At 58.3% G+C, this 23,138-nt stretch carries 34 protein-coding genes and 2 tRNA genes; 2 read left to right on the top strand and 34 right to left on the bottom strand.

From position 1 onward, the window contains the following. Positions 1–198: 198 nt before the first annotated feature. From ACZM96_RS00005 to hflK, 4 genes are read right to left on the bottom strand one after another with little or no spacing between them, the layout of a single operon-like run. A complete protein-coding gene (locus ACZM96_RS00005) occupies positions 199–777 on the bottom strand; it encodes a flavin reductase family protein (protein WP_489486592.1) in 579 nt (192 codons plus the stop codon). 15 nt (positions 778–792) lie between these two features. Further along, positions 793–1,482, bottom strand: a complete 690-nt coding sequence (locus ACZM96_RS00010) for a helix-turn-helix domain-containing protein (protein ID WP_489486593.1) — start codon at positions 1,480–1,482, stop codon at positions 793–795. 11 nt (positions 1,483–1,493) lie between these two features. After that, positions 1,494–2,345 (bottom strand): protease modulator HflC, encoded by an 852-nt coding sequence (gene hflC / locus ACZM96_RS00015; RefSeq protein ID WP_489486594.1) that lies wholly within the window; start codon positions 2,343–2,345, stop codon positions 1,494–1,496. Further along, a complete protein-coding gene (hflK, locus tag ACZM96_RS00020; protein ID WP_489486596.1) occupies positions 2,342–3,514 on the bottom strand; it encodes an FtsH protease activity modulator HflK in 1,173 nt (390 codons plus the stop codon). Before hflK ends, hflC begins: the two co-directional genes overlap by 4 nt. Before the next feature lie 188 nt (positions 3,515–3,702). Here hflK and ACZM96_RS00025 point away from each other — a divergent pair. Next, positions 3,703–3,779, top strand: a tRNA-Arg gene (locus tag ACZM96_RS00025). A gap of 109 nt (positions 3,780–3,888) precedes the next feature. Next, a tRNA-Arg gene (locus tag ACZM96_RS00030) sits at positions 3,889–3,965 on the top strand. Between the two features lie 227 nt (positions 3,966–4,192). On the opposite strand, the gene ACZM96_RS00035 is transcribed toward ACZM96_RS00030, so the two are convergent. From ACZM96_RS00035 to rplB, 30 genes are all read right to left on the bottom strand, one after another. Continuing rightward, entirely contained in the window at positions 4,193–4,987 is a 795-nt protein-coding gene (locus ACZM96_RS00035) for an ABC transporter ATP-binding protein (protein ID WP_489486597.1), read from the bottom strand. Positions 4,988–5,011: 24 nt separating this feature from the next. Continuing rightward, complete coding sequence (locus ACZM96_RS00040) at positions 5,012–5,770, bottom strand: ABC transporter permease (RefSeq protein WP_489486598.1); 759 nt, start codon at positions 5,768–5,770, stop codon at positions 5,012–5,014. A gap of 107 nt (positions 5,771–5,877) precedes the next feature. Further along, positions 5,878–7,242, bottom strand: a complete 1,365-nt coding sequence (locus ACZM96_RS00045; protein ID WP_489486599.1) for a CmpA/NrtA family ABC transporter substrate-binding protein — start codon at positions 7,240–7,242, stop codon at positions 5,878–5,880. A gap of 48 nt (positions 7,243–7,290) precedes the next feature. After that, the gene (gene cynS, locus ACZM96_RS00050) at positions 7,291–7,731 is read right to left on the bottom strand and encodes a cyanase (RefSeq protein WP_346665709.1); all 441 of its coding nucleotides are present in this window, start codon (positions 7,729–7,731) and stop codon (positions 7,291–7,293) included. A gap of 446 nt (positions 7,732–8,177) precedes the next feature. Continuing rightward, positions 8,178–9,881, bottom strand: coding sequence for a glucoamylase family protein (locus tag ACZM96_RS00055; protein WP_489486601.1), 1,704 nt, complete (start codon positions 9,879–9,881; stop codon positions 8,178–8,180). 923 nt (positions 9,882–10,804) lie between these two features. Then, positions 10,805–11,194 carry a 50S ribosomal protein L17 gene (gene rplQ / locus ACZM96_RS00060; protein ID WP_294487566.1) on the bottom strand — a complete coding sequence of 130 codons (390 nt, stop codon included), beginning with the start codon at positions 11,192–11,194 and terminating at the stop codon, positions 10,805–10,807. Continuing rightward, positions 11,184–12,227, bottom strand: coding sequence for a DNA-directed RNA polymerase subunit alpha (locus ACZM96_RS00065; protein ID WP_294487569.1), 1,044 nt, complete (start codon positions 12,225–12,227; stop codon positions 11,184–11,186). Before ACZM96_RS00065 ends, rplQ begins: the two co-directional genes overlap by 11 nt. A gap of 12 nt (positions 12,228–12,239) precedes the next feature. Next, on the bottom strand, positions 12,240–12,866 hold the full coding sequence (gene rpsD / locus ACZM96_RS00070; protein ID WP_294487570.1) for a 30S ribosomal protein S4: 627 nt from the start codon (positions 12,864–12,866) through the stop codon (positions 12,240–12,242). Between the two features lie 26 nt (positions 12,867–12,892). Beyond that, positions 12,893–13,282, bottom strand: coding sequence for a 30S ribosomal protein S11 (gene rpsK, locus ACZM96_RS00075; RefSeq protein ID WP_294487576.1), 390 nt, complete (start codon positions 13,280–13,282; stop codon positions 12,893–12,895). A gap of 65 nt (positions 13,283–13,347) precedes the next feature. Next, positions 13,348–13,716, bottom strand: a complete 369-nt coding sequence (gene rpsM, locus ACZM96_RS00080; protein ID WP_077071437.1) for a 30S ribosomal protein S13 — start codon at positions 13,714–13,716, stop codon at positions 13,348–13,350. A gap of 18 nt (positions 13,717–13,734) precedes the next feature. Beyond that, positions 13,735–13,848: a 50S ribosomal protein L36 gene (gene rpmJ / locus ACZM96_RS00085; protein ID WP_005027799.1), complete on the bottom strand. Its 114-nt coding sequence runs from the start codon at positions 13,846–13,848 to the stop codon at positions 13,735–13,737. 116 nt (positions 13,849–13,964) lie between these two features. Further along, the gene (map, locus tag ACZM96_RS00090) at positions 13,965–14,765 is read right to left on the bottom strand and encodes a type I methionyl aminopeptidase (RefSeq protein ID WP_483992292.1); all 801 of its coding nucleotides are present in this window, start codon (positions 14,763–14,765) and stop codon (positions 13,965–13,967) included. Between the two features lie 2 nt (positions 14,766–14,767). Then, positions 14,768–16,048: a preprotein translocase subunit SecY gene (gene secY, locus ACZM96_RS00095; RefSeq protein ID WP_483992294.1), complete on the bottom strand. Its 1,281-nt coding sequence runs from the start codon at positions 16,046–16,048 to the stop codon at positions 14,768–14,770. A 24-nt stretch (positions 16,049–16,072) separates the two neighbouring features. Beyond that, positions 16,073–16,549: a 50S ribosomal protein L15 gene (gene rplO / locus ACZM96_RS00100; RefSeq protein ID WP_489486603.1), complete on the bottom strand. Its 477-nt coding sequence runs from the start codon at positions 16,547–16,549 to the stop codon at positions 16,073–16,075. Next, the gene (rpmD, locus tag ACZM96_RS00105) at positions 16,549–16,725 is read right to left on the bottom strand and encodes a 50S ribosomal protein L30 (protein WP_294446867.1); all 177 of its coding nucleotides are present in this window, start codon (positions 16,723–16,725) and stop codon (positions 16,549–16,551) included. The genes rplO and rpmD overlap by 1 nt, the downstream gene beginning before the upstream one ends. Positions 16,726–16,744: 19 nt before the next feature. After that, on the bottom strand, positions 16,745–17,251 hold the full coding sequence (gene rpsE / locus ACZM96_RS00110; RefSeq protein ID WP_294446866.1) for a 30S ribosomal protein S5: 507 nt from the start codon (positions 17,249–17,251) through the stop codon (positions 16,745–16,747). A gap of 32 nt (positions 17,252–17,283) precedes the next feature. Beyond that, a complete protein-coding gene (rplR, locus tag ACZM96_RS00115; RefSeq protein ID WP_294446865.1) occupies positions 17,284–17,643 on the bottom strand; it encodes a 50S ribosomal protein L18 in 360 nt (119 codons plus the stop codon). 11 nt (positions 17,644–17,654) lie between these two features. Continuing rightward, entirely contained in the window at positions 17,655–18,197 is a 543-nt protein-coding gene (gene rplF, locus ACZM96_RS00120; RefSeq protein ID WP_294487650.1) for a 50S ribosomal protein L6, read from the bottom strand. Between the two features lie 44 nt (positions 18,198–18,241). Then, complete coding sequence (gene rpsH, locus ACZM96_RS00125) at positions 18,242–18,622, bottom strand: 30S ribosomal protein S8 (RefSeq protein ID WP_077071444.1); 381 nt, start codon at positions 18,620–18,622, stop codon at positions 18,242–18,244. 27 nt (positions 18,623–18,649) lie between these two features. Then, positions 18,650–18,835, bottom strand: a complete 186-nt coding sequence (locus ACZM96_RS00130) for a type Z 30S ribosomal protein S14 (protein WP_077071445.1) — start codon at positions 18,833–18,835, stop codon at positions 18,650–18,652. 10 nt (positions 18,836–18,845) lie between these two features. Further along, the gene (gene rplE / locus ACZM96_RS00135; RefSeq protein ID WP_294446857.1) at positions 18,846–19,385 is read right to left on the bottom strand and encodes a 50S ribosomal protein L5; all 540 of its coding nucleotides are present in this window, start codon (positions 19,383–19,385) and stop codon (positions 18,846–18,848) included. Between the two features lie 13 nt (positions 19,386–19,398). Then, positions 19,399–19,719 (bottom strand): 50S ribosomal protein L24, encoded by a 321-nt coding sequence (gene rplX, locus ACZM96_RS00140; RefSeq protein ID WP_294487654.1) that lies wholly within the window; start codon positions 19,717–19,719, stop codon positions 19,399–19,401. Positions 19,720–19,730: 11 nt separating this feature from the next. Then, a complete protein-coding gene (gene rplN, locus ACZM96_RS00145; protein ID WP_077071448.1) occupies positions 19,731–20,099 on the bottom strand; it encodes a 50S ribosomal protein L14 in 369 nt (122 codons plus the stop codon). 30 nt (positions 20,100–20,129) lie between these two features. Next, positions 20,130–20,396 (bottom strand): 30S ribosomal protein S17, encoded by a 267-nt coding sequence (gene rpsQ / locus ACZM96_RS00150; protein WP_294446855.1) that lies wholly within the window; start codon positions 20,394–20,396, stop codon positions 20,130–20,132. Positions 20,397–20,404: 8 nt separating this feature from the next. Then, positions 20,405–20,596 carry a 50S ribosomal protein L29 gene (gene rpmC, locus ACZM96_RS00155; protein WP_077071450.1) on the bottom strand — a complete coding sequence of 64 codons (192 nt, stop codon included), beginning with the start codon at positions 20,594–20,596 and terminating at the stop codon, positions 20,405–20,407. Next, a complete protein-coding gene (rplP, locus tag ACZM96_RS00160) occupies positions 20,593–21,012 on the bottom strand; it encodes a 50S ribosomal protein L16 (protein ID WP_294446851.1) in 420 nt (139 codons plus the stop codon). The genes rpmC and rplP overlap by 4 nt, the downstream gene beginning before the upstream one ends. Continuing rightward, positions 21,012–21,653: a 30S ribosomal protein S3 gene (gene rpsC / locus ACZM96_RS00165; RefSeq protein WP_489486606.1), complete on the bottom strand. Its 642-nt coding sequence runs from the start codon at positions 21,651–21,653 to the stop codon at positions 21,012–21,014. Before rpsC ends, rplP begins: the two co-directional genes overlap by 1 nt. 3 nt (positions 21,654–21,656) lie before the next feature. Continuing rightward, a complete protein-coding gene (gene rplV, locus ACZM96_RS00170; RefSeq protein WP_077071453.1) occupies positions 21,657–21,995 on the bottom strand; it encodes a 50S ribosomal protein L22 in 339 nt (112 codons plus the stop codon). Positions 21,996–22,007: 12 nt separating this feature from the next. Next, positions 22,008–22,292, bottom strand: coding sequence for a 30S ribosomal protein S19 (gene rpsS / locus ACZM96_RS00175; protein WP_077071454.1), 285 nt, complete (start codon positions 22,290–22,292; stop codon positions 22,008–22,010). 12 nt (positions 22,293–22,304) lie between these two features. Then, positions 22,305–23,135 (bottom strand): 50S ribosomal protein L2, encoded by an 831-nt coding sequence (rplB, locus tag ACZM96_RS00180; RefSeq protein ID WP_294487663.1) that lies wholly within the window; start codon positions 23,133–23,135, stop codon positions 22,305–22,307. Positions 23,136–23,138: the final 3 nt, after the last annotated feature.

Raw genomic sequence — 23,138 nt, forward strand, 5'->3', positions numbered from 1 at the left:
CGAGGCGCTCGTTTGAGCCGCTGTGCCTCAGCGCGTTTTCGAGTTATGCCCATTTACCCCCGACTTGTCAAACACTTTTTTGCGATTTTTTCATTCTTTTTGCGTTTTCATTTGTAACATATCGAGAATACAGCATAAAAAAATCGGGCGAAGATGACTCTCCGCCCGATTTTTTGAGCCTTCTCCCGGCGTTTCTCGTCAGGAAGAACGTTTCACCGTTTTTCCCACGGCAAACGCACGGGCCACAAATTCGCCCGTGCCGTAATACTCCTTGGTGAGCGGAGCAAAGGAAAGCGCGTCGATGCGGGATGCATCGGGCAGGCCCTCCGGCGTCAGACAATCCTTGTTCACCTTCACGTCTATGATCTCGCCCACGAACTGGATGTGGGAACCGAGTTCCAGAGTGTGGCGGAGAAGCAGCTCCAGCACCACGGGACATTCCGCCACAAAGGGGGCGTCCACATGATCGCCCGGCACCGGCGTGAGCCCGAGCGTCTGAAACTTGTTTTCCTGACTGCCGGACACCAGTCCGGCGAAATCCGCCTGCCCCGCCATTCCCCTGTCGGGAATGCTCACCGTAAACGCCTTTTTCTGCTGCAACGCGCGGCAGGTCCACGTGGAGCGGCGAAGAGAAACCGAAAGACACGGAGGCTGCGAACAGCATACGCCTCCCCATGTCGCCGTCATGATATTGGGTCGCCCCTCAACATCGTAGGTTCCCACCAGCATGACGGGAGCCGGAGAAAGGAAGGCCTGCGGCCCGAGAGAAATCAACATGAAACGCCTCAACCATTAAAGGGGCTGGAAGGCCCAGACGGCCCTTCCATAATAAAGGTTCGGCCAGTCTTCTTTCGACACCAGCCTTGTTTTTTTACCTTCCTCGCCGCATTCGGCGCGAAGTTCATAACCCTTGGGCGTGATGAACAGTCGGCGGAACTGCAGTCCGCTGCCGCCGAGCACCGCCACCAGCGCGCCGTTTTCCGCTTCGGCTTCCCGCGCGACGGCCACGAGCGCGCCCGCATTGAGCGCCGGAGCCATGCAGGATTCCAGCACTCGGAATATTTCCACGCCCCGCCTGGTGAACTCCAGAGGAAAAATCTGACGATCCACCACGGGAAAGGCGCCGTCGGCGGAACGCACGGTTCCGTACACGGGCAGTTCTCCCGGACGCGTCCTTTCCAGCGGCGGAGGGGGAGGCTGACGGAATCCCGACACGCCCTCATCCCTCGCCGGATACTCCTGACGTACGGAGCTCATGAACACCGGCGGCTCGCCGAAGCGCAGCCAGTCCATCCGGACATGGAACAGGTCAGACACCCTGACGCACCACGACAGCGGAATAATCCCCCTCTTCTTGGCTTCCGAAATGCTTCCCTGCTGCAGATTGAGCAGTTCGGCAAGTTCCGCCTGCGTCCTTTTCCCGGACACAAAAAGCATGCGGGCGTACACCGCGTCGAAGTGATCCATATCCAGTCGTTCCATGCTTCCCCCGGCTACTTGATGGGCTGAAGCAGAGGACTGTCGGGCGTGAGGACCATGCGGGTGTTTTCTCCGAGGGACTTGCGGAGCGCTTCCAGACCGCGCTGGAAGGAATAGAATTCCGGCGAGCGTGAGAAGGCTTCGGCGTAGATGCGGGCCGCCTCGGCGTCGCCCTGACCGCGGAGCACCTGCGCCTTCTTGTTGGCCTCGGCCAGAATGACGGCGCGTTCCTTGTCGGCGCCGGAGCGGATCTTGGTGGATTCCTCCGCGCCTTCCGAACGGTACTGCGTGGCCTGACGTTCGCGTTCCGCGCGCATGCGGTCGAAAATGGCGCGCTGGTTTTCGGCGGGAAGGTCGGTGCGCTTGATGCGCACGTCCACGATCTCAATGCCGAATTCCTTCATCTGCTGCGAGGCCTTTTCCGTCACCGACTCCATGATGGACGTGCGTTCGTCGGCCACGACCTGCGTGAGCGTGTGACGGCCGATGTGCGCGCGTATCTGCGAATAGATGACCGCGTCGAGACGGGCCTGCGCGTTGTGTTCCGTGCGCATGGTGCGGTAGAAGCGCAGCGGATCGACGATTTTCCAGCGGGCGTAGTTGTCGAGCACGATGGATTTCAGATCGCTCGTGAGGGCTTCGGCCGGACGGGCGTCATAGTCCAGAATGCGGGCCTCGAAGTACACCACCTTCTGCACGAAGGGAAGCTTGACGTGCAGGCCGGGCCCATAAACCTTGTCCAGAGGATGACCGAGCTGAATGACCAGCGCCTGCTGCGTCTGATTCACGATGAACAGGCTCTGCTGCAGGCCCAGCACCACAATCATAAGAACAATCACAAAAAAGAAGGGCTTCACGGCTTTCATTTCTGCGTACCTCCCTTTGCCGCGTCGCCGCCTTTCCAGCTGTCGAGCGGAAGCAGGGGAAGCACATGGCTGCCGGTGTCGGACGGAAGCACCAGCTTTTCCATGCCGGGCTTGCTCAAAATATCTTCAAAGGTTTCGTAGAGCATGCGTTTTTTCGTCACGTCCTCGGCCTTTTCGTATTCGGCGAGCACGGAAAGGAAGCGCTGCGCCTCGCCTTCGGCCTCGCGCACGCGCGTTTCCTTGTAGGCTTCGGCCTTGTTTATCATTTCCTGGGCCTGGCCCTGCGCCTTGGGCAGAATGTCGCGGCGATAGGCTTCGGCCTCGTTGATGCTGCGCTGCTTGTCTTCGCGGGCGCTCGCCACATCCTTGAAGGAATCGCTCACTTCTCTGGGCGGCTGCACGTCCTGCATCTGCACGGCCACCACCTGCACGCCCACCTGATAGCGGTCAAGAATGCGCTGCAGAAGATCGGCCACATCGTTCTGAATCTGCACTCGTCCGTCGGTGAGCGCGGAATCCAGCGTGGTCTTGCCGATGACCTCGCGCATGGACGCCTCGGCCGCGCGCTTGACCACCTGATCGGGCTGAATCACGTTGAACAGGTAATCCACCGCGCCGTCGGGCTTGATCTGATACTGAATGTTGAACTGCACGTTGATGATGTTCTCATCACCCGTGAGCATGGCCGATTCCTCGTTGACCGCCTGCACGCGTCCCTGCTGGAACACGCCGCCCACGGACTGGGCGCGATAGCCCACGGCCGTCTGACGCACCTGCGAAACCTTGGGCTTGTACACGGTTTCTATGGGGTACGGCAGATGAATGTGCGGTCCGGGATTTTCGGTGCGCACGTACTTGCCGAAGCGAAGCACCACGCCGGATTCGTCGGGCTGAACGATGTAGATGCCGGAAAGCATCCAGACCACCAGCGCGCCAAGAATCCACCAGCGCATCTTCGGCAGACCGTCGATCTGCGGAGCCTTGGGCCATGAAAACGAAGGACGTCCGCCCTTGGGAGAACCGCCGCCCTGCCTGTTCCGGTTATCGTTTTTCTGGGAATCGTCGCGATCGTCGTCGCCCTTTCCCCAGTTGCCCCTGCCCGCGGAACCCCAGCCGTTTTTCTGCTGTTGTTGCCGCTTTTCCTGTAGTTTATCCCAGTCCCAGTTCATAATGAGAGTAAATTATGACACGTTCTTTCCATGGTCAAGGCGCAATGCGGGATTACGGCGCAAGGCTTTCGGGAAAAACGACGCGCCGCAAGTCGGGGCGCTCCACGCTTCTCTGACGAAAAAAATGCGCGCATGAGAAAAAAACGCTTGACGACCACCGGCCTTTTGCCTATGTTGGCGGTTGTCGGGCGCTCGTGGCTCAGCTGGATAGAGCAACAGGCTACGAACCTGTGGGTCGGGAGTTCGAATCTCTCCGGGCGCACCACACCATGACAGTCGGAAGGCTTGCCGCAAAAGGCAAGCCTTTTTCTTCGGAAAAGGCAAAAAAATGCTTGACGTTTTTCCGAAGCACGACTAATGTCCATTTTCACCAAGCGCTCGTAGCTCAGCTGGATAGAGCAACAGGCTACGAACCTGTAGGTCGGGAGTTCGAATCCCTCCGGGCGCACCATTTGAGAGCAAAGGCTTATGAGAATATCTCATAAGCCTTTTTTCTTATGCTTTTTCAGCAGCTCCGGGAGCTTTCCGCTTCCGCGCCTCAAAGATTCTTCCCTGCCGGATTCCCCGGCGAGGCCTTGTTCCTCCCCCTCCCCCCCAAAAAAAAGCGCACCGACGGCGCGCCTCAAAGACGCATGCCGTCGGCACGCCCTGTCCGATTCCGGGAATCCTGCATCGAAGCTACGCAGCCTGCGAGGCTCCCTTCTCACTGAGAAACTGAATGATCCGGTTGCGCAGCCTGTAATAGTCGGGATGCTCGATGATGGACGCCCTGGTTCGCGGCCGCGGAATCTCGATGGGAACCACCTCCCTGATTTCCGCAAACGGCCCGGCGCTCATGAGCAGAATGCGGTCCGAAAGCAGTATGGCTTCGTCCACGTCGTGCGTCACCATGAAGATGGTCACGCCCGTATCGTTCCACATCCGTATGAGCTCATCCTGAATGGTGCCGCGCGTCAAGGCGTCGATCTGGGCAAAGGGCTCGTCCAGCAGCATCATGGGAGGCTGCACGGCAAAAGCCCGGGCAAGGCCGCAGCGCTGCTTCATGCCGCCGGAGAGCGCCGAAGGATACTTGCCCTCCGCGCCCTTCAGATTGACGAGCTCCAGATAATGAGACACGCGTTCGTGAATCTTGCTGCGGCTCCAGTGCGGATACGCGGCCTGCACCGCAAGGCGCACGTTCTGATACACGGTCATCCACGGCATGAGCGCAAAGTTCTGGAACACCACCATGCGGTCGAGTCCGGGGCTGCTCACCTCCCTGCCCTTCAGAAGAATGACGCCTTCATCGGCGTGATCGATGCCGGCAATGATGTTGAGCAGGGTGGACTTGCCGCAGCCGGAATGCCCGATGACGGAAACGAATTCCCCTTCCCGTATCTGCAGGGAAATGTCGCGAAACACGCAGTAGGGTTCTTTCATGCCGGGAACGTTGTACGTCTTGCTTACCCGGTCCACTTCAAGAAGAGGTGTCATGATGCCTCCTTTGACGGTAAGAAATCAGTCCGTGTAGGCCAGGCGTCTGGCGAGCCTGGTAAACAGCCAGTCCACGATCACGCCGACGACGCCGATGGTGAGAATGGCGAAAATGACGCTCGGCAGAGACAGGTTGTTCCATTCGTTCCACACGAAATAGCCCAGTCCCAGGGAGCCGAGCAGAGCCTCGGCGGGAATGAGCGCGACCCACGCGCTGCCCATGGATATCTTCAGTCCGGCAACGATGGCGGGACCGGCCGCGGGAAGAATGACCTTGAAGAACTTTTCCGAGGGCCGCATCTGCAGAATGGACGCCACGTTGAGATATTCCTTGCGTATATTGCCCACGCCGAAGGCCGTGTTGGCCAGCGTAGGCCACAAGCTGGCCATGAAAATGACGAAAAAGGCCGTCATCTCGCTGTCTCTGACGGAATACAGAAGCAGCGGCATCCACGCGATGGGCGAAATGGAGCGCAGAATCTGAATGTACGGATTGGCGGCGGCAAACAGGGTCTGACTGCGTCCGAGAATCACGCCCAGAATGACGGCCACCACGCTTGCCAGCACAAAGCCCGAAATGAGACGAAGGAGACTGTAGCCCACAAGAATGGCTATGCCCTTGTCGTTGGGGCCCGCGTCGTAGAAAGGATCGCTGAGAAACTCCAGAGACACGGCCGCCACCTCGCCGGGAGTGGGCATTTCCGTGCCCTGGGCCAGAAGCTGCCACAGCGCAAGGAAAACGGCGGCAAGCAGCAGACAGAGAAAAAGGGATTTACTGTTCATGAGCGTACCCGAAAAAAAATGCGGGACAGAAGCCGGCATGACGATCATTCCGGCCTCTGTCCCCGTGCTTTGGACAACGGCCGCTGTTCGGCCGTCGGGAAAACAGACTATGCCTTTCTGATGGCAAAGCTCTTGATGTACTCTTCCGGTTTGTCGGGATCAAACTCCTTGCCCATGACGACATGCTTCTTGTACGCCGAGGTCGGGGGCGTGAATCCCATTTCCTTCATGACCGAAGCGCAGTCCGCGGCAAGGAAGACCTGTTCGGCTATGCCGCGATAATCGACGTCGCCCTTGAGGTAGTCCCAGCGCTTGAGCTGGCTGAGAATCCACACAGCCATGGAATCCCACGGAAAGGGATCGAAATTGATGCGCTCGGGAACGTGACACATGTTGCCAAGACCGTCGGGAAACTCGCCGGTAAGCACCTGTTCCACCACTTCCACGGGCTGGTTGAGATAGTTGCGGGGAGCGATGGCCTTGGCGATGTCCTTGCGGTTGGCCGGATCGGAACTGAACATGGTGGCGTCGATGATGGCGCGGAAAATGGCTTTGAAGGTATTGGGAGCCTCTTCCGCGAACTTTTTGGAAGAGGTGAAGGCGCAGCAGGGGTGCCCGGGCCAGATGTCGCGGGTCAGCATGAAGATGAAACCGGCCTTCTCGTACACGGCACGCTGATTGAACGGATCGGGGGACAGGAATCCGTCGATATTGCCCGCCTTGAGGTTGGCCACCATTTCCGGCGGGGGCAGAATGCGGATCTGCACTTCCGTGTCGGGATTCACGCCGCCTTCCGCCAGATAGTAGCGGAGCAGCAGATTGTGCATGGAATAGTCGAAGGGAACGGCAAACACGAAGCCCTTCATGTCCTTGGCGGACTTCACGCCCTTGTGATCCATGCGCAGGGTAATGGCCTGTCCGTTGACGTTTTCCAGCGCGGGAGTGAGGAAAGGCATCTTGGGCGAGCCCAGGCCGAGCGACATGGCAATGGGCATGGGGGCGAGCATCTGGGTGTAGTCCGTCTGACCGGAAACCGCCCAGTCGCGTATCATGGCCCAGCCGGAAGCCTTGTAGGGCTGCGCTTCCGTAAGACCGTATTTCTTATAAAATCCCATGGGATGCGCCATAACAATGGGCGTGCCGCAGGTGAGCGGCATGAAGCCTATCTTCACATCCTTCTTTTCAATGGGGCCTATGGCGTCAAGCGCCATGGCCTTGGCGGCGTCCAGAGGAAAAATGCTGCTGATGACGGCCATGGCCGAAGACGCGCCGAGCATTTTCATGAATGAGCGTCGACTGACGTCGTTGCCGCCGAATATCTTGCGCACCACGGAGGATTCCACAGCGCGCAGCATGGCGGATTCGCCGTCGACGGGGGACGAAGGGGACACGGCCGCATGGTCATGGGCCAGTCGAGTGGTGGAACTGAACGGATCGGCCAGACTGGCCGGCCCTGCATGATGATGAGACATGGCGATTTCCTTGAAGATAAAGCATGATGAAAGAATTCCTGCCGACGATTACCACTTCTTGTAGGGAAGGAACTTGCCGTTCAGCGTCACCACCACGCGGTCGCCGTGGGGATTTTCTTCCTTCTGAATGTCCATGGTGAAGTCGATGGCGCTCATGATGCCGTCGCCGAACTTCTCATGGATGACTTCCTTGATGGTTCCGCCGTACACCTGCATGATTTCATAGAAGCGGTAGATGAGCGGATCGGTGGGCACGATGGTGTCCGTTCCCTTCATGGGGCACTCCTGCAGGGCTTCCGCCACTTCCGCAGGAAGGCCCAGAATCTCCACGGCCTTTGCCGCCTGCTCCGCCGTCATGCTGTTCTGCCCCAGCAGCGCGGAAGTAACCCATACCGGATGTCCGCCCACATGGGTGGCAATTTCTTCCCAGGAAAGGTGCTTGCTGAGTTTGGCTTCCTTTATCAGCTTCGTAGCTTGGCTGCGTTCCATATGACTGCTCCTTTGCAATGAATGTTTGTCACAGGTGTTGCAAGAAGCATGCCAGGAAAAATATAGCTTTATTTCAATGAGATATATTCCATTCTCTCTATCTTTTACTAAAAATGGAACAAATGCGTATCAAATAACGGTGATCATGTCACAAAACCGAAAAGAATCAGAGCAATGAACAGGCTGTGCTGCCCTGTTCCGCCGCGGACGGCAACGGCCTGTCGCCTGCGGCGTCGGCACGGCGATCCCCGGCCATCCAGAAAGCAGCGCTTTCCGCCACGCCTGAAAATTTCCGGCCGTGCCGGATGAGGGCATCGCCTGATCCTGCCGAACGCGCGTCAGGCATCCGCCCTGTTTCCTGGCGGACAAAAAAAGCCGCCCCGGCCCGGAATCTCCGGACAGAGGCGGCGGAACGTTGCGCATGCGGGCCTGAGCCGCACGTCGGATCAGTTCATGCGGATGGGCAGTCCTGCGGTCAGATCGCCGATGTGCATGACGAGCTGATACTTTTCCTGCGTTGCAGGCATGAACTGGGCAAATTCCAGCAGGTTGGAGCCCTTGCGGCCTTCACGGGTGAAGCGTTTGACGACCTTGCCGGAGGCGTCTTCCAGCGTGAAGAAGACCATGCCGTCCTTCTCACAGCTGTAGGGCACGGTGTAAAGTCCGGTGTCGGGATGACGGCGCAGATCAAGAGCGTCCAGTTCGTAGCCGGATTCCGTCTTCTTCAGCGGCACCACCACCTGCGGGAAGCCGTTGACCGCGGGAAGCGGCTGCACGCCCATGCGGGCAAGCCCTTCCTGCACTTCGGGAATGTTCATGAACAGCGACCAGAGCAGACCGCTGCGGTAGTTTTCCACCATGCTCACGATGGGAAGCTGGTCAATGGCAAGATAGCTGTTGTCGAACCAGGCGTCCTTCAGGCTGAAGGCGTCGTAGGGACCGTAGGGGCCCCACATCTTGTCCTTGTAGTTGTCGTAAATGTTCCACAGCACGCGCATGGAATATTCCGGCGTGTACGGCATGGAGGAAAGCGCGGCCGTGGGAGCCACCGTGCCTATTTCGTTGTAGGCGGACTGATAGCGATACCCGCCCTTCACGTCGCAGGCGGTCAGGCCCCAGAAGGCTTCGCTGAACTGATGCTCGGCCGGCGCGGATTCCAGCGCATAGGCGCGGTTCATGAGCGTGTGCGTGATGTTGCGCACCATGTAGCCGCGACGCACGTGTTCGTCGGCCATGCGGCGGGGATCCAGACCGATGAAGGAATAATGCGACAGGAACATGCAGCCGCCGTAGGCGTTGGCCGCCTCAATGGTGTAGCCGTTGCCGGTTTTCGGCTGATATTCCTCCGTGGAATACCAGAACTTGGCAGCCTCGCGGGAAATGGGATGCGTCGGCGAACCGAGCGCCAGCACATAGGCCACCATGGCTTCATTGAACCCGGAAATCTTCATGCCCATGCCGAAATCGGCGGTGGGGCTCCAGTGCCAGTACAGGCCGTTGTTTTCCGACTTCGTGAACCAGTGCCAGTCCACGTCGTGCCACAGTTCGGTAATGCAGTCGCGCAGGGCCTTTTCCTGCTCTGTGTCCGCCGTAAAATAGGCGCGGGCAATGAGCAGTCCCTGCATCATGAAGGCCGTTTCCACCAGATCGGCGCCGTTGTCCTGCTCGCCGAAGGAAATCGTCTTGCCCGTGTGGCCGTCCAGCCAGTGCGGGAAGGCGCCGTGCAGATTCTTTCTGTCCGTCTTGTCGCGCAGGAACGTGGCTATCTTAAGCACGCGGTCCAGCGCGTCCTGATGGGAGATCCAGCCGCGTTCCGCAGCCACGACAATGGCCGCCACGCCGAAGCCCGAACCGCCGATGGTGGCCTGTCCGGTTTCCTTGTTGCGGCTGTCCTCATAGGCCAGACCGGATTCCGGGAACGTGTGATCCCATATGTAGCGAAACGCGTCGTACTGCAGACGATCAAGGAGATGACGATCCTTGCGGAAGGAGTCGTCGGGCTGAAATTCGTTCAGCGCCGCCGTATCGGCCTGAACGGCTTTGGGCTGCGGTGCGGCGGCCTGCTTCTGCGCCTGTGCGGCAAACACGGAACAGGGAAAGAGCAGAACGGCAAGCGCCATAGCCAGAAAAACATGTTTTCTCAGATTCATAACCATCCACCGAGGTTGAAGGCATTTTTTCTGACGGCGTTTCCCGGGGGAAACGCTTCAGGGAGCGCAAGGCTCCCGCGCCTATAAGTAGCCATAAACGTTCCGCTGCGCAAGCATCCAGGTCGCCGGATTGTCACGGAATTGCCGAGGAAAGCGCCTCCGGCGCACCGTCGGAAACGCTCGGGCAGAACGCGCGCCTTGAAGGGAGGTCATCAAGGGCATGCCGATGCGTGGTTAGGAAAGTAACACGGGGAACGGTTCTGCCGCAATTCTCCGGGCAGGCGCCCTGCCCGGCGGCCCGCGTTGATCTTTGCAGACGGGGCTCACGCCGCGACCTGCCCAAGTTTCCTGACGGGAGCACTCCCGTCCAGCGACAGGGATTTGGACGCTCTGCCCCGGGTGCGGCAACGTGGAACACGCGCCCCAGGCAAAGACGCAGGCGCAGCAACTGCGAATGTACCGGAAGCATGGCTGATGATTCCAGAATCCGGCCTGCTGCACACGAAGACAGTCAGGACGGACGAAATGCGGAAGGATCAAAAGCGGAACACGCTTGCGCCAGACCCCGAAGCCGGAGCTGATGCGGACTGAGGGACGCCGAGCCGGTTCTGCGGGAGTGACAAAGCTCAAACACGGCTGGCCCGTAGCCACCGAGAGAGGGGAGGAAGAACACAAGAGCATGAAAGATTGGCGTCGGCACATGCACCAGAAGACAGCGCGGTCGGTCAACGTTGCTGCCCCGCGCTCCGTTTGCCGGCAGTGAAGGGAAAGCCAACCTTCCCGGCAGGGCGCATGACGTTTCCCAACATCTGCCGAGACGCCGACAAACGCGCATCGCCGTCGTTCCAGGTACGACGCGGAGGCGATTAACAAAAAAAGGGAACCACACATGTGGTTCCCTCTATGCGCAATGCAGAAAACGCTTACGCCTGAGCTTCGGCAGGAGCGTCGGCAGCCTGCTTGGTCAGTTCGATGATGGCCATCGGGGCGCAGTCGCCGCGACGGGGCATGGCCAGCTTCACCACGCGGGTGTAGCCGCCGGGGATGCCGGCGAAGCGGGGAGCGATTTCGTCAAACAGCTTCTGCACGAGCTGATGGCTGCCCAGTTCGCGGTAAGCGAGACGACGGGCGGCCACGTCGTTGCGACGAGCCAGAGTAATGAGAGATTCGACCACGCCGCGCAGCTCCTTGGCCTTGATCTCGGTGGTACGAATCCGGCCGTGCGTAAGCAGGGCCTTGGACATATTGCGAAGCAGAGCCTTGCGATGCGAAGGATTTCTGCTCAGTTTCTTACCAGAGTTGCTATGCCTCATGGTGCTGCTTCCTCTTCCATTCCTGGTATTTCTTATCGAAGGAGTCGACCTTCATGCCGAAGTCAAGACCCATGTCGAGAAGCACGTTCTTGATTTCGTCCAAGGACTTCTTGCCGAAGTTCTTGGTCTTGAGCATTTCGTTTTCGGAACGCTGCACCAGTTCGCCCACCAGCGCGATGTTGGCGCTGCGCAGGCAGTTGGTGGCGCGCACGGAAAGCTCAAGATCGTCGATGCTCTTGAAGAGATTTTCGTTGAATTCCCCGTTGTCGCAGGCGCCGAGACCGCTCTCGTCAGAAATGTGCTCGTCGAAGTTGATGAACACGGAAATCTGATCCTTGATGATCTTCGCGCTGTAGGCAATGGCGTCTTCAGGGGTCACGGAACCGTCCGTCCAGACTTCGAGGATCAACTTGTCGTAGTTGGTCATCTGGCCCACGCGGGCGGCTTCGATGGTATAGGCGACCTTGCGCACGGGAGAGAAGCTGGAATCAAGCTTGATGATGCCGATTTCGTCGGAGAGGCCTTCGTGCATGTCGGCGGGGACGTAGCCCTTGCCCATGCGGACCTCGAATTCAAGATTGAATTCCACGTCTTCGGTCAGCGTGGCAATGTGCAGTTCAGGGTTGAGCACGGTCACGTGCTGGTTGCCCTGAATGTCGCCGGCGGTCACCTCGCCCTTCTTGTTCACGTTGAGAGTGACCGTCTGAGGAACGTCTGTATCCATCGCGAGACGAACCTGCTTGATGTTCAGGATGATGTCCGTCACATCTTCAAGCACGCCGGGGATGGTGGTAAACTCATGCTGTACGCCCGCAATTTTGACGGACACAAACGCTGCGCCCTGAAGGGATGCCAAAAGCACTCTGCGCAACGCATTGCCGATGGTGGTGCCGTAGCCGCGTTCCAGAGGTTCGCACACGAACTTGCCGTACATGGTGTCGGCAGGGTCGTTCTCGCGGACGATCTGTTCGGGCTTGACGAGCACCGCCCAGTTGCGGGCGTTGATGAGCCTGTTGGCTTGTTTGCTGAGCATGGGAGTTCCTGCTTATTTCGAGTAAAGTTCGACGATAAGGGATTCTTCGATGGGAGTCTGAATATCGTCGCGCTGGGGAAGGGCCTTGATAACACCCTTGAAGGACGCGCCGTCAACTTCCACCCAGGCAGGGCAGCCGCGGCGGGCGAGCACGTCCTGAGCGGCGGCGATCACGGGGATGTTGCGGTTCTTTTCCGGAACGGCGATTTCGTCGCCCACGCGGACCTGCAGGGACGGAATGGTCACCTTGTGGCCGTTGAGGGTGAAGATGCCGTGACGGACGAGCTGACGGGCCTGGCTGCGGGAGTTGGCGAAGCCCATGCGGTACACGACGTTGTCGAGACGGCGTTCGAGAATGACGAGCAGGTTGGCGCCCGTCACGCCCTTGGCCATTTCGGCGTCTTCAAAATAACCATGGAACTGCTTTTCCAGCACGCCGTAAATACGACGGACCTTCATCTTTTCACGCAGCTGCACAGCGTATTCGCTGAGCTTCTTGCGGGCGCGGCCGTGCTGGCCGGGAGCGTAGGGGCGGCGGTCCTGAGCGCACTTGTCAGTGAAGCAACGGTCGCCCTTCAGAAACAGCTTGGTGCCTTCACGACGGCAAAGCCGGCATTTGGCGTCATTATATTTTGCCAAGGCTAGTTCTCCTTGTCTTCAAGGCGTTAGACGCGGCGCCGCTTGGGAGGACGGCAACCGTTGTGGGGAATGGGAGTCACGTCACGAATGAACGCAACCTTGAAACCGGCGGCGTTGATAGCGCGCAGAGCGGATTCACGGCCGGCGCCGGGACCCTTCACATACACACCCACAGTACGCATGCCATTGTCCTGAGCGCGACGGGCGGCGTTTTCAGCCGCAACCTGAGCCGCGAAAGGAGTGGACTTGCGGGAACCCTTGAATCCGCTCTGGCCGGCGGAGGACCAGCTCACGGTGTTGCCGCGAGTATCGGTGAAGGTAACAATAGTATTATTGAAAGAAGCCGCAATGTGGGCTATGCCCAACGGAATATTCTTCTTTTCCTTCTTTTTGACTGCACGTTTGGCTCTTGCCATCTTGCACTTCCTTGGAGCTATGGTGTCTCGATCAGCCGAAGATGGGCTGCATCAGATACAGCTTCCTACTTCTTTTTACCCACATTGCCACGACGCGGACCCTTACGGGTACGAGCGTTCGTGTGAGTACGCTGACCATGGACGGGCAGACCACGGCGGTGGCGCAGGCCACGGTAGCAGCCAATATCCATCAGACGCTTGATATTCGAAGCCACTTCACGGCGGAGGTCGCCTTCCACCTTGTGGTTCGTTTCGATTTCCTTACGGACTTCGTTCACTTCATCGGCGCTCAGATCGTCGATGCTGCGGTTCCAGTCGACGCCGGAAGCAGCAAGGATTTCCAGGGCAGTAGCCCGGCCGATGCCATAAATATAGGTAAGTGCGATATCCGCTCTTTTACCACGGGGCAGTTCAATGCCTGCAATTCTGGCCACGTTAAGACTCCTGCAAGGTTAGCCCTGGCGCTGTTTATGCCGGGGGTTTTCGCAGATCACTCTCAAAACACCCTTGCGCCGGATAACCTTGCACTTAGGGCAGATTTTTTTGACGGACGGCCTGACTTTCATCGCTCACTCCGTTAGTTACTTTTAGATACACGATTGTGGCGAAAAAATCGCCTGGAACCGTTTCTCTTATCTTGTTATCATCACCCTGTCAAGGACAGTGTTTCACGACGCGAAAATCACGGCCGGTAGTTCTCGGCCAGACTGAGTATTTCCGCTCCGTCCTGCCGGATGACCACCGTGTGTTCCCAATGGGCGGACAGACTCCGATCCTTCATCTTCGTCGTCCAGCCATCGGACATGATTTCCACCTCATGGGTGCCGATTGCCAACATGGGCTCGATGGCCAAAACCATGCCAGGTTTCAGCGGAGTTCCGCCCGGAACGCCGTCCACCATGCCGCCGCGTGGCACGAAGTTCGGCACTTCCGGCTTTTCGTGAAGGCTGGCACCGATGCCATGCCCGACGAAATCACGGATCACATGGAGCCCTTCCATTTCGGCATGACGCTGCACCGCCGCCGAAATCGCATAGAGATTGTTGCCGGGATGCGCCGCGGCAATTCCGAGTTCGAGACAGCGCTTCGTCACGTCGGAAAGATGCCTGGCTTCCTCCGATACCTCGCCGCAGAACGCGGTGCGGGCGGAGTCCCCGTTGAAACCTTTGTAATTCACGCCCATGTCAAAACTGACAATGTCCCCTTCCTTCAAAATGATGTCCTTTGAAGGAAAACCGTGAATGATGGTCTCGTTGACGGAACAGCACAGCGCAAAAGGATAGCCGCAGTAGTTGAGGAAGTTGGGCACAACGCCCATGTCGCGGCACATCTTGCGGGCCAGTTCGTCGAAAAATATGGTGGGAACGCCGGGACGCACGTTGGCCACCAGTTCGTCAAGAATGGTCGCCGTCATGCCGTTGGCCACGCGCATGAGTTCGATCTCATGCTCATTCTTGATAAAAATGCCCCGAAACTTTTTCATGCCTATCCCTTTCTTGCTTTGCTCATGAGGCCTTCATACTGCTGAGAGATGAGGTGGGATTCCACCTGGCTCATGAAGTCGATGGCCACGCCGACGAGAATCAGAAGGCTGGTTCCGCCGAAGTAGAACGGCACGTTGAACTGAGCGATCAGCAGCATGGGCAGCACGGAGATGATGGAAATGTAGATGCCGCCCCACAAGGTAAGACGAGTAAGCACGTTGTCGATGTATTCGCGGGTCTTGTCGCCGGGACGAATGCCGGGCACGAACCCGCCTGCCTTCTTCAGGTTCTCCGCAATGTCCTTCGGATCGAAGATGATCGCGGTATAGAAGAAGCAGAAGAAGAAGATCAGCGCAATGAAGATGACGTTGTACACGATGGACGTGGGCCGGAACCACGACACAACCGTCTGCAGCCACTCGGCGGTGGAGAAGCCCGCCACGGTCGCCGGGAAGAGCAGAAGGCTCTGGGCGAAGATGGGGGGAATCACGCCAGCGGTGTTGATGCGCAGGGGCAGATGCGTGGTCTGTCCGCCGTACATCTTGCGGCCGATCTGACGCTTGGCGTACTGAATGGGTATTCTGCGCTGAGCACGCTCAACGAACACAATGCCCACGGTGACGGCCAGCATCATGATGACAATGAAAATGGCGAACAGCACATTCATGTCGCCGGCCTTGATCAGCTGATAGGAGCGCATAAGCGCGCTCGGAATGCCGACCACGATACCGGAGAAGATGATGAGCGATATGCCGTTTCCAATGCCTTTGGCGGTAATCTGCTCGCCAAGCCACATGATGAGGATGGTACCTGCCGTCAGAGTGACGATGGTCACCAGACGGAATTCCCAGCCGGGATTCATGACGACGGGAGCATTTTCAGGGCTGACCATGCCTTCCAGAAGGGCGGCAATGCCGAAGCCCTGTATAAGGGTGATCGCGACAGTGAGATATCGCGTGTACTGCGTGATCTTGCGTCTGCCGGCCTGCCCTTCTTCCTTGGCCATGCGCTTGATGTCGGGGCTCACCACCTGCAGAAGCTGCAGAATGATGGACGCCGAAATGTAAGGCATGATGCCGAGGGCGAACACAGAAACGTTTCTGAGGCCGCCGCCGGAGAACATGTCGAGCAGAGCAAAGACCGAACCCTGCATACTGGCGAAAAAGTGAGACAGCGCGCCGGCATCAATGCCAGGCACCGGAACATGGACCCCCACCCTGTACATGCACAGGATGAAAAGGGTCCATGCCAGCTTTTTACGCAGCTCAGGCATTTGCGCCATTTTGTCCACGCCGTTCGCCACGTCTTATTCCTCGGAGGTAGCGGGTTCTTCAGCGTCGGCGAGAAGTTCCTTCACTTCGCCGCCGGCGGCAAGAATCTTGTCCTTGGCAGACTGGCTGAAGCGGAAGGCTTCGATGCTGACGGGGCGGGTCACTTCGCCTTCGCCCAGGATCTTCACGAGGGCGCTCTTGACGAGACCGCGGCTGTAGATGTCTTCCAGCGTGATTTCCTTCTGATCGGGGAAGGCCGCCAGCAGACGATCGAGGTTAATGACTTCGTAGGTCACCTTGAACTGATAGTTCTTGAAGCCACGCTTGGGCAGACGGCGCTGCAGGGGCATCTGACCGCCTTCAAAACCGGGACGGACACCGCCGCCGGAACGGGCGTTCTGGCCCTTGTGGCCCTTGCCGGAAGTGCCGCCGAGGCCGGAACCGGCACCACGGCCGACACGCTTGCGGCCCTTGCGTTCTTCAGGGAAAGGATACAGATCGTTAAGTCTCATTATGCAATGACCTCAACCAGGTGGGACACGCTGGCGATCATGCCGCGGGTGGCGGCGTTATCCTTAAGGGTTTTTACCATCTCACGACGGCGCAGGCCCATGGCGTCCAGAACCTTCTTCTGGGCAGGGGTCGTGCCGATGCGGCTTTTGATGAGCTTCACCTTGATTTCAGACATGGTACTCTACCTTATGACCCTACTTGCGGGGGGCTTCCAGTTTCTTGCCGCGCACTTCGGAAACTTCCTCGGCGCTGCGCAGGGAGCTGAGTCCGGCGACGGCGGCGCGAAGAACGTTGTGCGGGTTGTTGGTACCGATAGCCTTGGCGAGCACGTCGGTGACACCGGCGGCTTCCATGACGGCACGCACGGCGCCGCCGGCGATGATGCCGGTACCGCGGGAGGCGGGCTTCAGAAGCACGCGGCCAGCACCGAAGCGGCCGAGCACTTCATAAGGCAGAGTGCCTTCCACCAGGGGAACCCGAACCATGGACTTGCGGGCGCGTTCGGTAGCCTTGCGGAGGGCTTCAGGAACTTCCTGAGCCTTGCCGAGGCCGTAGCCCACATTGCCCTTGCCGTCGCCAACGACGATGAGGGCGCTGAAGCTGAAACGACGGCCACCCTTCACGACCTTGGCAACACGGTTCAGACTAACGATCTTTTCAATGTAGCCGGAATCCTGCTGCGTTTGCTGCTGCTGTTCCATATTTATCCTGCTCTTGTTGTCCTTGCGGACCACTAGAATTCGAGGCCGCCTTCACGGGCGCCTTCGGCGACAGCCTTCACGCGACCGTGATACAGATAGCCGTTACGATCGAAGACAACCTTGTGGATGTCCTTCTCCAGGGCCAGGCGGGCAATTTCCTTGCCCACGCGTTCTGCACCGGCCTTGTTGCAGGAAGCCTTCTCGCCGCCCTTGGACAGGGCGAGGGTGGAGGTGGCTACCAGCGTGTTGCCGGAGGCATCATCCACAACCTGGGCGTAGATATGCAGGTTGGAACGGTACACAACCAGACGAGGTCTTTCGACCGTGCCGGAAATCTTCTTCCGGATATGCACCTTGCGGCGCTTCCGGCTTTCATTCTTAGAAAGAATCATGTCCGTTACCCCTATTTGCCCTTGCCACCGGACTTGCCGGCCTTGCGACGGATGATTTCATTTTCATACTTGATACCCTTGCCCTTGTAGGGTTCGGGCTCACGCACACGGCGGACGCGGGCGGCGAATTCGCCCACCAGTTCCTTGTCAATACCGGAAATGGTAAGCTTGGTGCCCTCCGCCTTGGCTTCCAGACCCTTGGGAAGCTCAAGCAGCACGGGGTGGGAGTAACCGACGGAAAGGTCAATGATGTTGCCCTTCACGGCCACCTTGAAGCCCACGCCGACGACTTCGAGAGTCTTGGAGAAACCCTTGCTCACGCCCTCCACGCAGTTGGCGATGAGGGTACGGCGCAGGCCGTGCTGAGCGTTGCTCTCGCGGGTGTCGTCCTTGCGGGTGATGGTAAGGTGACCATCGGCGATTTCGTAGTTCAGCAGGCTGCAAATCGGAGTCTGCAGGGTCCCCTTGGGGCCTTTCACTTCGACCATATCTTCACCCAACTTAACTTCCACGCCCTTGGGAAGTTCGATGGGCTGTTTACCTATTCTCGACATATGTTTTCTACCTTGGCTGAAGGTCAACGGCGGTTAAGCCGCGATCACCAGACTTCGCAAAGAAGTTCGCCGCCAGTCTTGTCCGCATGGGCGGTCATGCCGTCCAGAACGCCACGAGAGGTGGACAGAATGCAGATGCCAAGACCATTCTGAACGCGGGGAATCTGATGAGCGCCCACATAGACACGGCGACCAGGCTTGCTGATACGCTTGAGGCCCGTTATGGCCGGACGCCCCTTCACATACTTCAGCGCAATGGTGATGTTACGGTCATCGACGGTAACATCTTCCACATAGCCTTCCTGCTTGAGGATGGACGCCATGGCTTCCTTCATCTTCGAGCGCGGCACACTTACTTCCTTGTGAAGGGCCAGGTGTGCGTTGCGGATACGCGTAAGCATATCGGCAATGGGATCGGTCAACATGGTATATCTCCTGAAAGTTAGCTGGAATTACCAGCTGGATTTGCGGACGCCGGGCAGTTCGCCGTTCAGCGCCTTTTTGCGGAAGCAGATACGGCACAGGCCGAACTGACGCATGAAAGCATGGGGACGACCGCACACAGGGCAGCGATTGTAAGCGCGAACAGCAAACTTGGGCTTGCGGGCGGCTTTTACTTTAAGAGCAGTACGAGCCATTGCTCACTCCTTACTTGCGGAAAGGCATGCCGAGCTGTTCGAGCATCAGCTTGCTTTCCTTGTCCGTGGTTGCGGAGGTCACGATGGTGATGTTCATACCCACGGGGTTTTCCACACGGTCGGATTCCATTTCAGGGAAAATGGTGTGCTCCTTGATACCGAGGGTGAAGTTGCCACGACCATCGAAGCCACGATCCGGGATACCGCGGAAGTCGCGGACGCGGGGCATGGCGAAGTTCATGAGTTTGTCAAGGAAGTCCCACATGGCGTCCTTGCGCAGGGTGACGCGCACGCCGATGGGCATGCCTTCACGCAGCTTGAACGCGGCAATGGACTTCTTGGCGCGGGTGACTACGGCCTTCTGACCGGCAATGGCGGTCAGATCGGCCACGCAGTCGTCGATCAGCTTCTGGTTCTGGTTGGCAGAACCAAGACCGATATTCAGGGAGATCTTCTCGATCCCAGGGATCTGCATAGGAGACTTGTAAGCGAACTCCTTCTGCAATGCCGGGACCACCTTCTCACGGTATATCGTTTCCAGACGGGTCATCGTCGTTCACCTTCTAGAGGGTTTCGTTGCACTTCTTGCAGAAACGGACTTTCTTCCCGTCTTCGGTCACCCGATAACCAACGCGGGTGGGCTTTGCGCAGTGCGGGCAAACCACCATCAGGTTGGAGACGTGGATAGGCATTTCCTTTTCAACGATGCCGCCGGCTTCGCGCTTGTAGGGGTTGGGGCGCACGTTGCGCTTCACAACGTTCACCTTCTCCACCAGGATGCGGTCGGACTTGCGCAGGACCTTCAGAACCTTGCCGATCTTGCCTTCGTCCTTGCCGGCGATCACCATCACCTTGTCGTCTTTATGAATACGAAACTGTTTCATAGCCTTGGCTCCTACAGCACTTCAGGGGCAAGGGACACGATCTTCATGAAGTTGCGGGCGCGAAGTTCGCGGGCAACGGGTCCGAAGATACGGGTACCCACAGGTTCACCCTGCTTGGTCAGAAGCACGGCGGCGTTCGTATCGAACTTGATGTAGGAACCGTCGGCGCGGCGCACTTCCTTGGCGGTACGCACGACCACGGCTTCCATGACATCGCCCTTCTTCACCTTGGCGTGGGGGATGGCGTCCTTCACGGACACCATGATGATATCGCCCACCGTGGCATAGCGACGGTGAGAGCCGCCCAGCACCTTGATGCAGGCCACTTCCTTGGCGCCGGAGTTGTCGGCCACCTGGAGTCTGGATTCTACCTGGATCATAGTGTTTCCTTTTAGTCAGCCCGAATGGGACTAGACGGCCTTTTCAAGCACGGACACCAGGTGCCAGCGCTTGTTCCGGCTCATGGGCCGGTATTCCACAATCTTGACCTTGTCGCCGATGCCGCACTCATTCATAGGATCGTGGGCGGTGAACTTCTTGCGCCGACGAATGTACTTCTTGAGAAGCGGATGCTGCACCAGGGTTTCAACGAGAACGACAATGGTCTTGTCGCACTTGTCGCTGATGACAGTACCGACGAGCGTTCTGCCGTTGCGCTGTTCGATTGCGCTGTTCATATCCGCTCCTAGTTCTTCGCGGCCGCGGCCAGAGCCGTCAGCACACGGGCAATATCTTTCTTGGTGGCCGGAATGGACGCCGTCTTTTCCAACTGAGCAGTGGCATGCTGGAAGCGCAGGTTGAAAAGTTCCTGACGCAGTTCAGTCAGCTTCGCCTGGAGCTGCTCGACGCTCATTTCGCGCAATTCCTTCATTTTCATTCGAAGGCCCCCTCTCTCACCACGATCACGGTCTTCACGGGCAGCTTGTGGCTGGCCAGCGTCAGAGCGCGCTTGGCAAGTTCAAGGTCAACACCCTTGATTTCATACAGCACGCGGCCGGGCTTGACCGGTGCGCACCAGCCCACAGGGGCACCCTTACCGCTACCCTGACGAGTGGCCAGAGGCTTGGCGGTCACGGGATGATCGGGGAACACCCTGATCCAGACTTTACCGCCGCGGCGGATGTGGCGCATCATGGCGATACGGGCGGCTTCAATCTGCTGACTGGAAAGCTTGCCATGTTCGACAGCCTTCAGGCCAATTTCACCAAACGCGATGGTAGCGCCACGGTTGGCCGGGCCACGCAGGCGGCCTTTCTGCCACTTGCGGAATTTGATTCTCTTAGGAGCAAGCATTACTGTTCAACCTCTTTATCAAGGATTTCACCCTTGTAAACCCACGCCTTGATGCCGATGAGGCCATAGGTGGTGTGGGCTTCGGCAAAACCGAAGTCGATGTCGGCACGCAGGGTCTGAAGCGGCACGCGGCCGTCACGATACCATTCGGAACGGGCGATTTCAGCTCCGGCAAGACGGCCGGCGCAGGAAATCTTGATGCCTTCGGCGCCGAACTTGCGGGCCATCTGCACGGTGCGCTTCATGGCGCGGCGGAAGGCGACGCGACGTTCCAGCTGCATGGCGATGTTTTCGGCAACGAGCTGAGCTTCGATTTCAGGACGGCGGATTTCGTTCACTTCGAGGGTGAAGTCACGGCCGAACTTCTTCTTGAGGTCAGCGCGAAGCTTTTCAATTTCCGCGCCCTTGCGGCCGATGACGATGCCGGGACGGGCGGTGGAAAGGATGAGGCGGATGCGACCGCCGAAACGTTCGATCTCGATTCTGGCAACACCGGCGCTGTACAGAAGCTTCTTCACGTACTTGCGGATGTTGTGATCTTCAAACACGAAGGAAGCGTAGTCCTTCTTGCTGAACCAGCGAGACTGCCAATTCTTATTATATCCCAAACGGAAGCCGTAAGGATGTACTTTCTGACCCATAGCCTATTCCTGTCCTTCCGCGAGAATTACGGTAATGTGGCTGGTACGCTTGCGAATGTGCATAGCACGACCCTGAGAACGAGGCATGAAGCGCTTCCAGGTGGGGCCTTCGTTGACCACCACGTCCTTGACGTACATGGAGTCCACATCAATGCCAGGGAACTGGGAGGCGTTGGCCAGCGCCGAACGCACCACTCCGTAAAGAACACCGGCAGGCTTGTTGGGCGTGAACTTGAGCTGGTTCAGGGCATCTTCCACAGGAAGACCCTTGATGTTCTGGGCAACCAGACGGGTCTTGCGGGGAGAAACGCGCTGAAACTTGCAGATTGCTTTCGATTCCATGAACGTTACTCGCTATTTTTTGACCGCTTTCGTCTTCTTGTCCGCAGCGTGGCCGTGGAACGTACGAGTGGGCGCAAATTCGCCCATCTTATGACCGACCATGTTTTCCGTCACGAAGACCGGGATGAACTTCTTGCCGTTGTGCACGGCGAACGTCAAACCAACCATTTCAGGCAGAATCATGGAACGGCGGGACCAGGTCTTGATGACCTTGTGGTCGTTGCTGGCAACGGCCGCGTCTACCTTCTTCATGAGGCTGCCGTCCACAAAGGGACCTTTTTTAAGAGATCTGGGCATGTCCGGCTCCTCTTACTTCTGACCGCGGCTCTTGATGATGAGACGGCCGGAAGGCTTCTTCTTTGCGCGGGTCTTGTAGCCCTTGGTAGGAATGCCCCAGGGAGTCACAGGATGACGACCACCGGAGCTGCGACCTTCACCACCACCCAGAGGATGGTCGACAGGGTTCATCGCGACGCCGCGGACCTTGGGACGACGGCTCAACCAGCGGTTGCGGCCGGCCTTGCCAAGGCTGATGTTTTCATGCTGCACATTGCCGACCTGACCCACAGTGGCGATGCAGGTGGCGAGCACCTTGCGGACTTCACCGGAGGGCAGGCGCAGGATGACGTACTTGCCGTCCTTGCCCACGAGCTGGGCATAGGTGCCGGCGGCACGGCACATCTGGCCGCCGCGGCCGGGGTGCATTTCGATGTTGTGCACGTTGGTGCCCACGGGAATGCGGTTCAGAGCCAGAGCGTTGCCGGGCTTGATGTCGGCCTTGTCGCCGGCTTCAATCACGTCGCCCTGCTGAATGCCCACGGGGGCGAGAATGTAGCGCTTTTCACCGTCGGCATAGTTCAAGAGAGCAATGCGGGCGGTACGGTTGGGATCGTATTCGATTTCGGCGACGCGGGCGGAAATGCCCATCTTGTCGCGCTTGAAGTCGATGATGCGATACAGGCGCTTATGACCGCCGCCACGGCGACGGCTGGTAACGCGGCCGTTGTTGTTGCGGCCGCTCTTCTTGGTAAGACCTTCGGTGAGAGACTTTTCCGGCGTAGATCTGGTGATCTCAGCGAAGTCGGACACAGTCTGGAAACGACGTCCAGCCGAGGTCGGTTTCATCTTCAGAACAGCCATTGA

This window comes from Mailhella sp. (genome assembly GCF_057866825.1).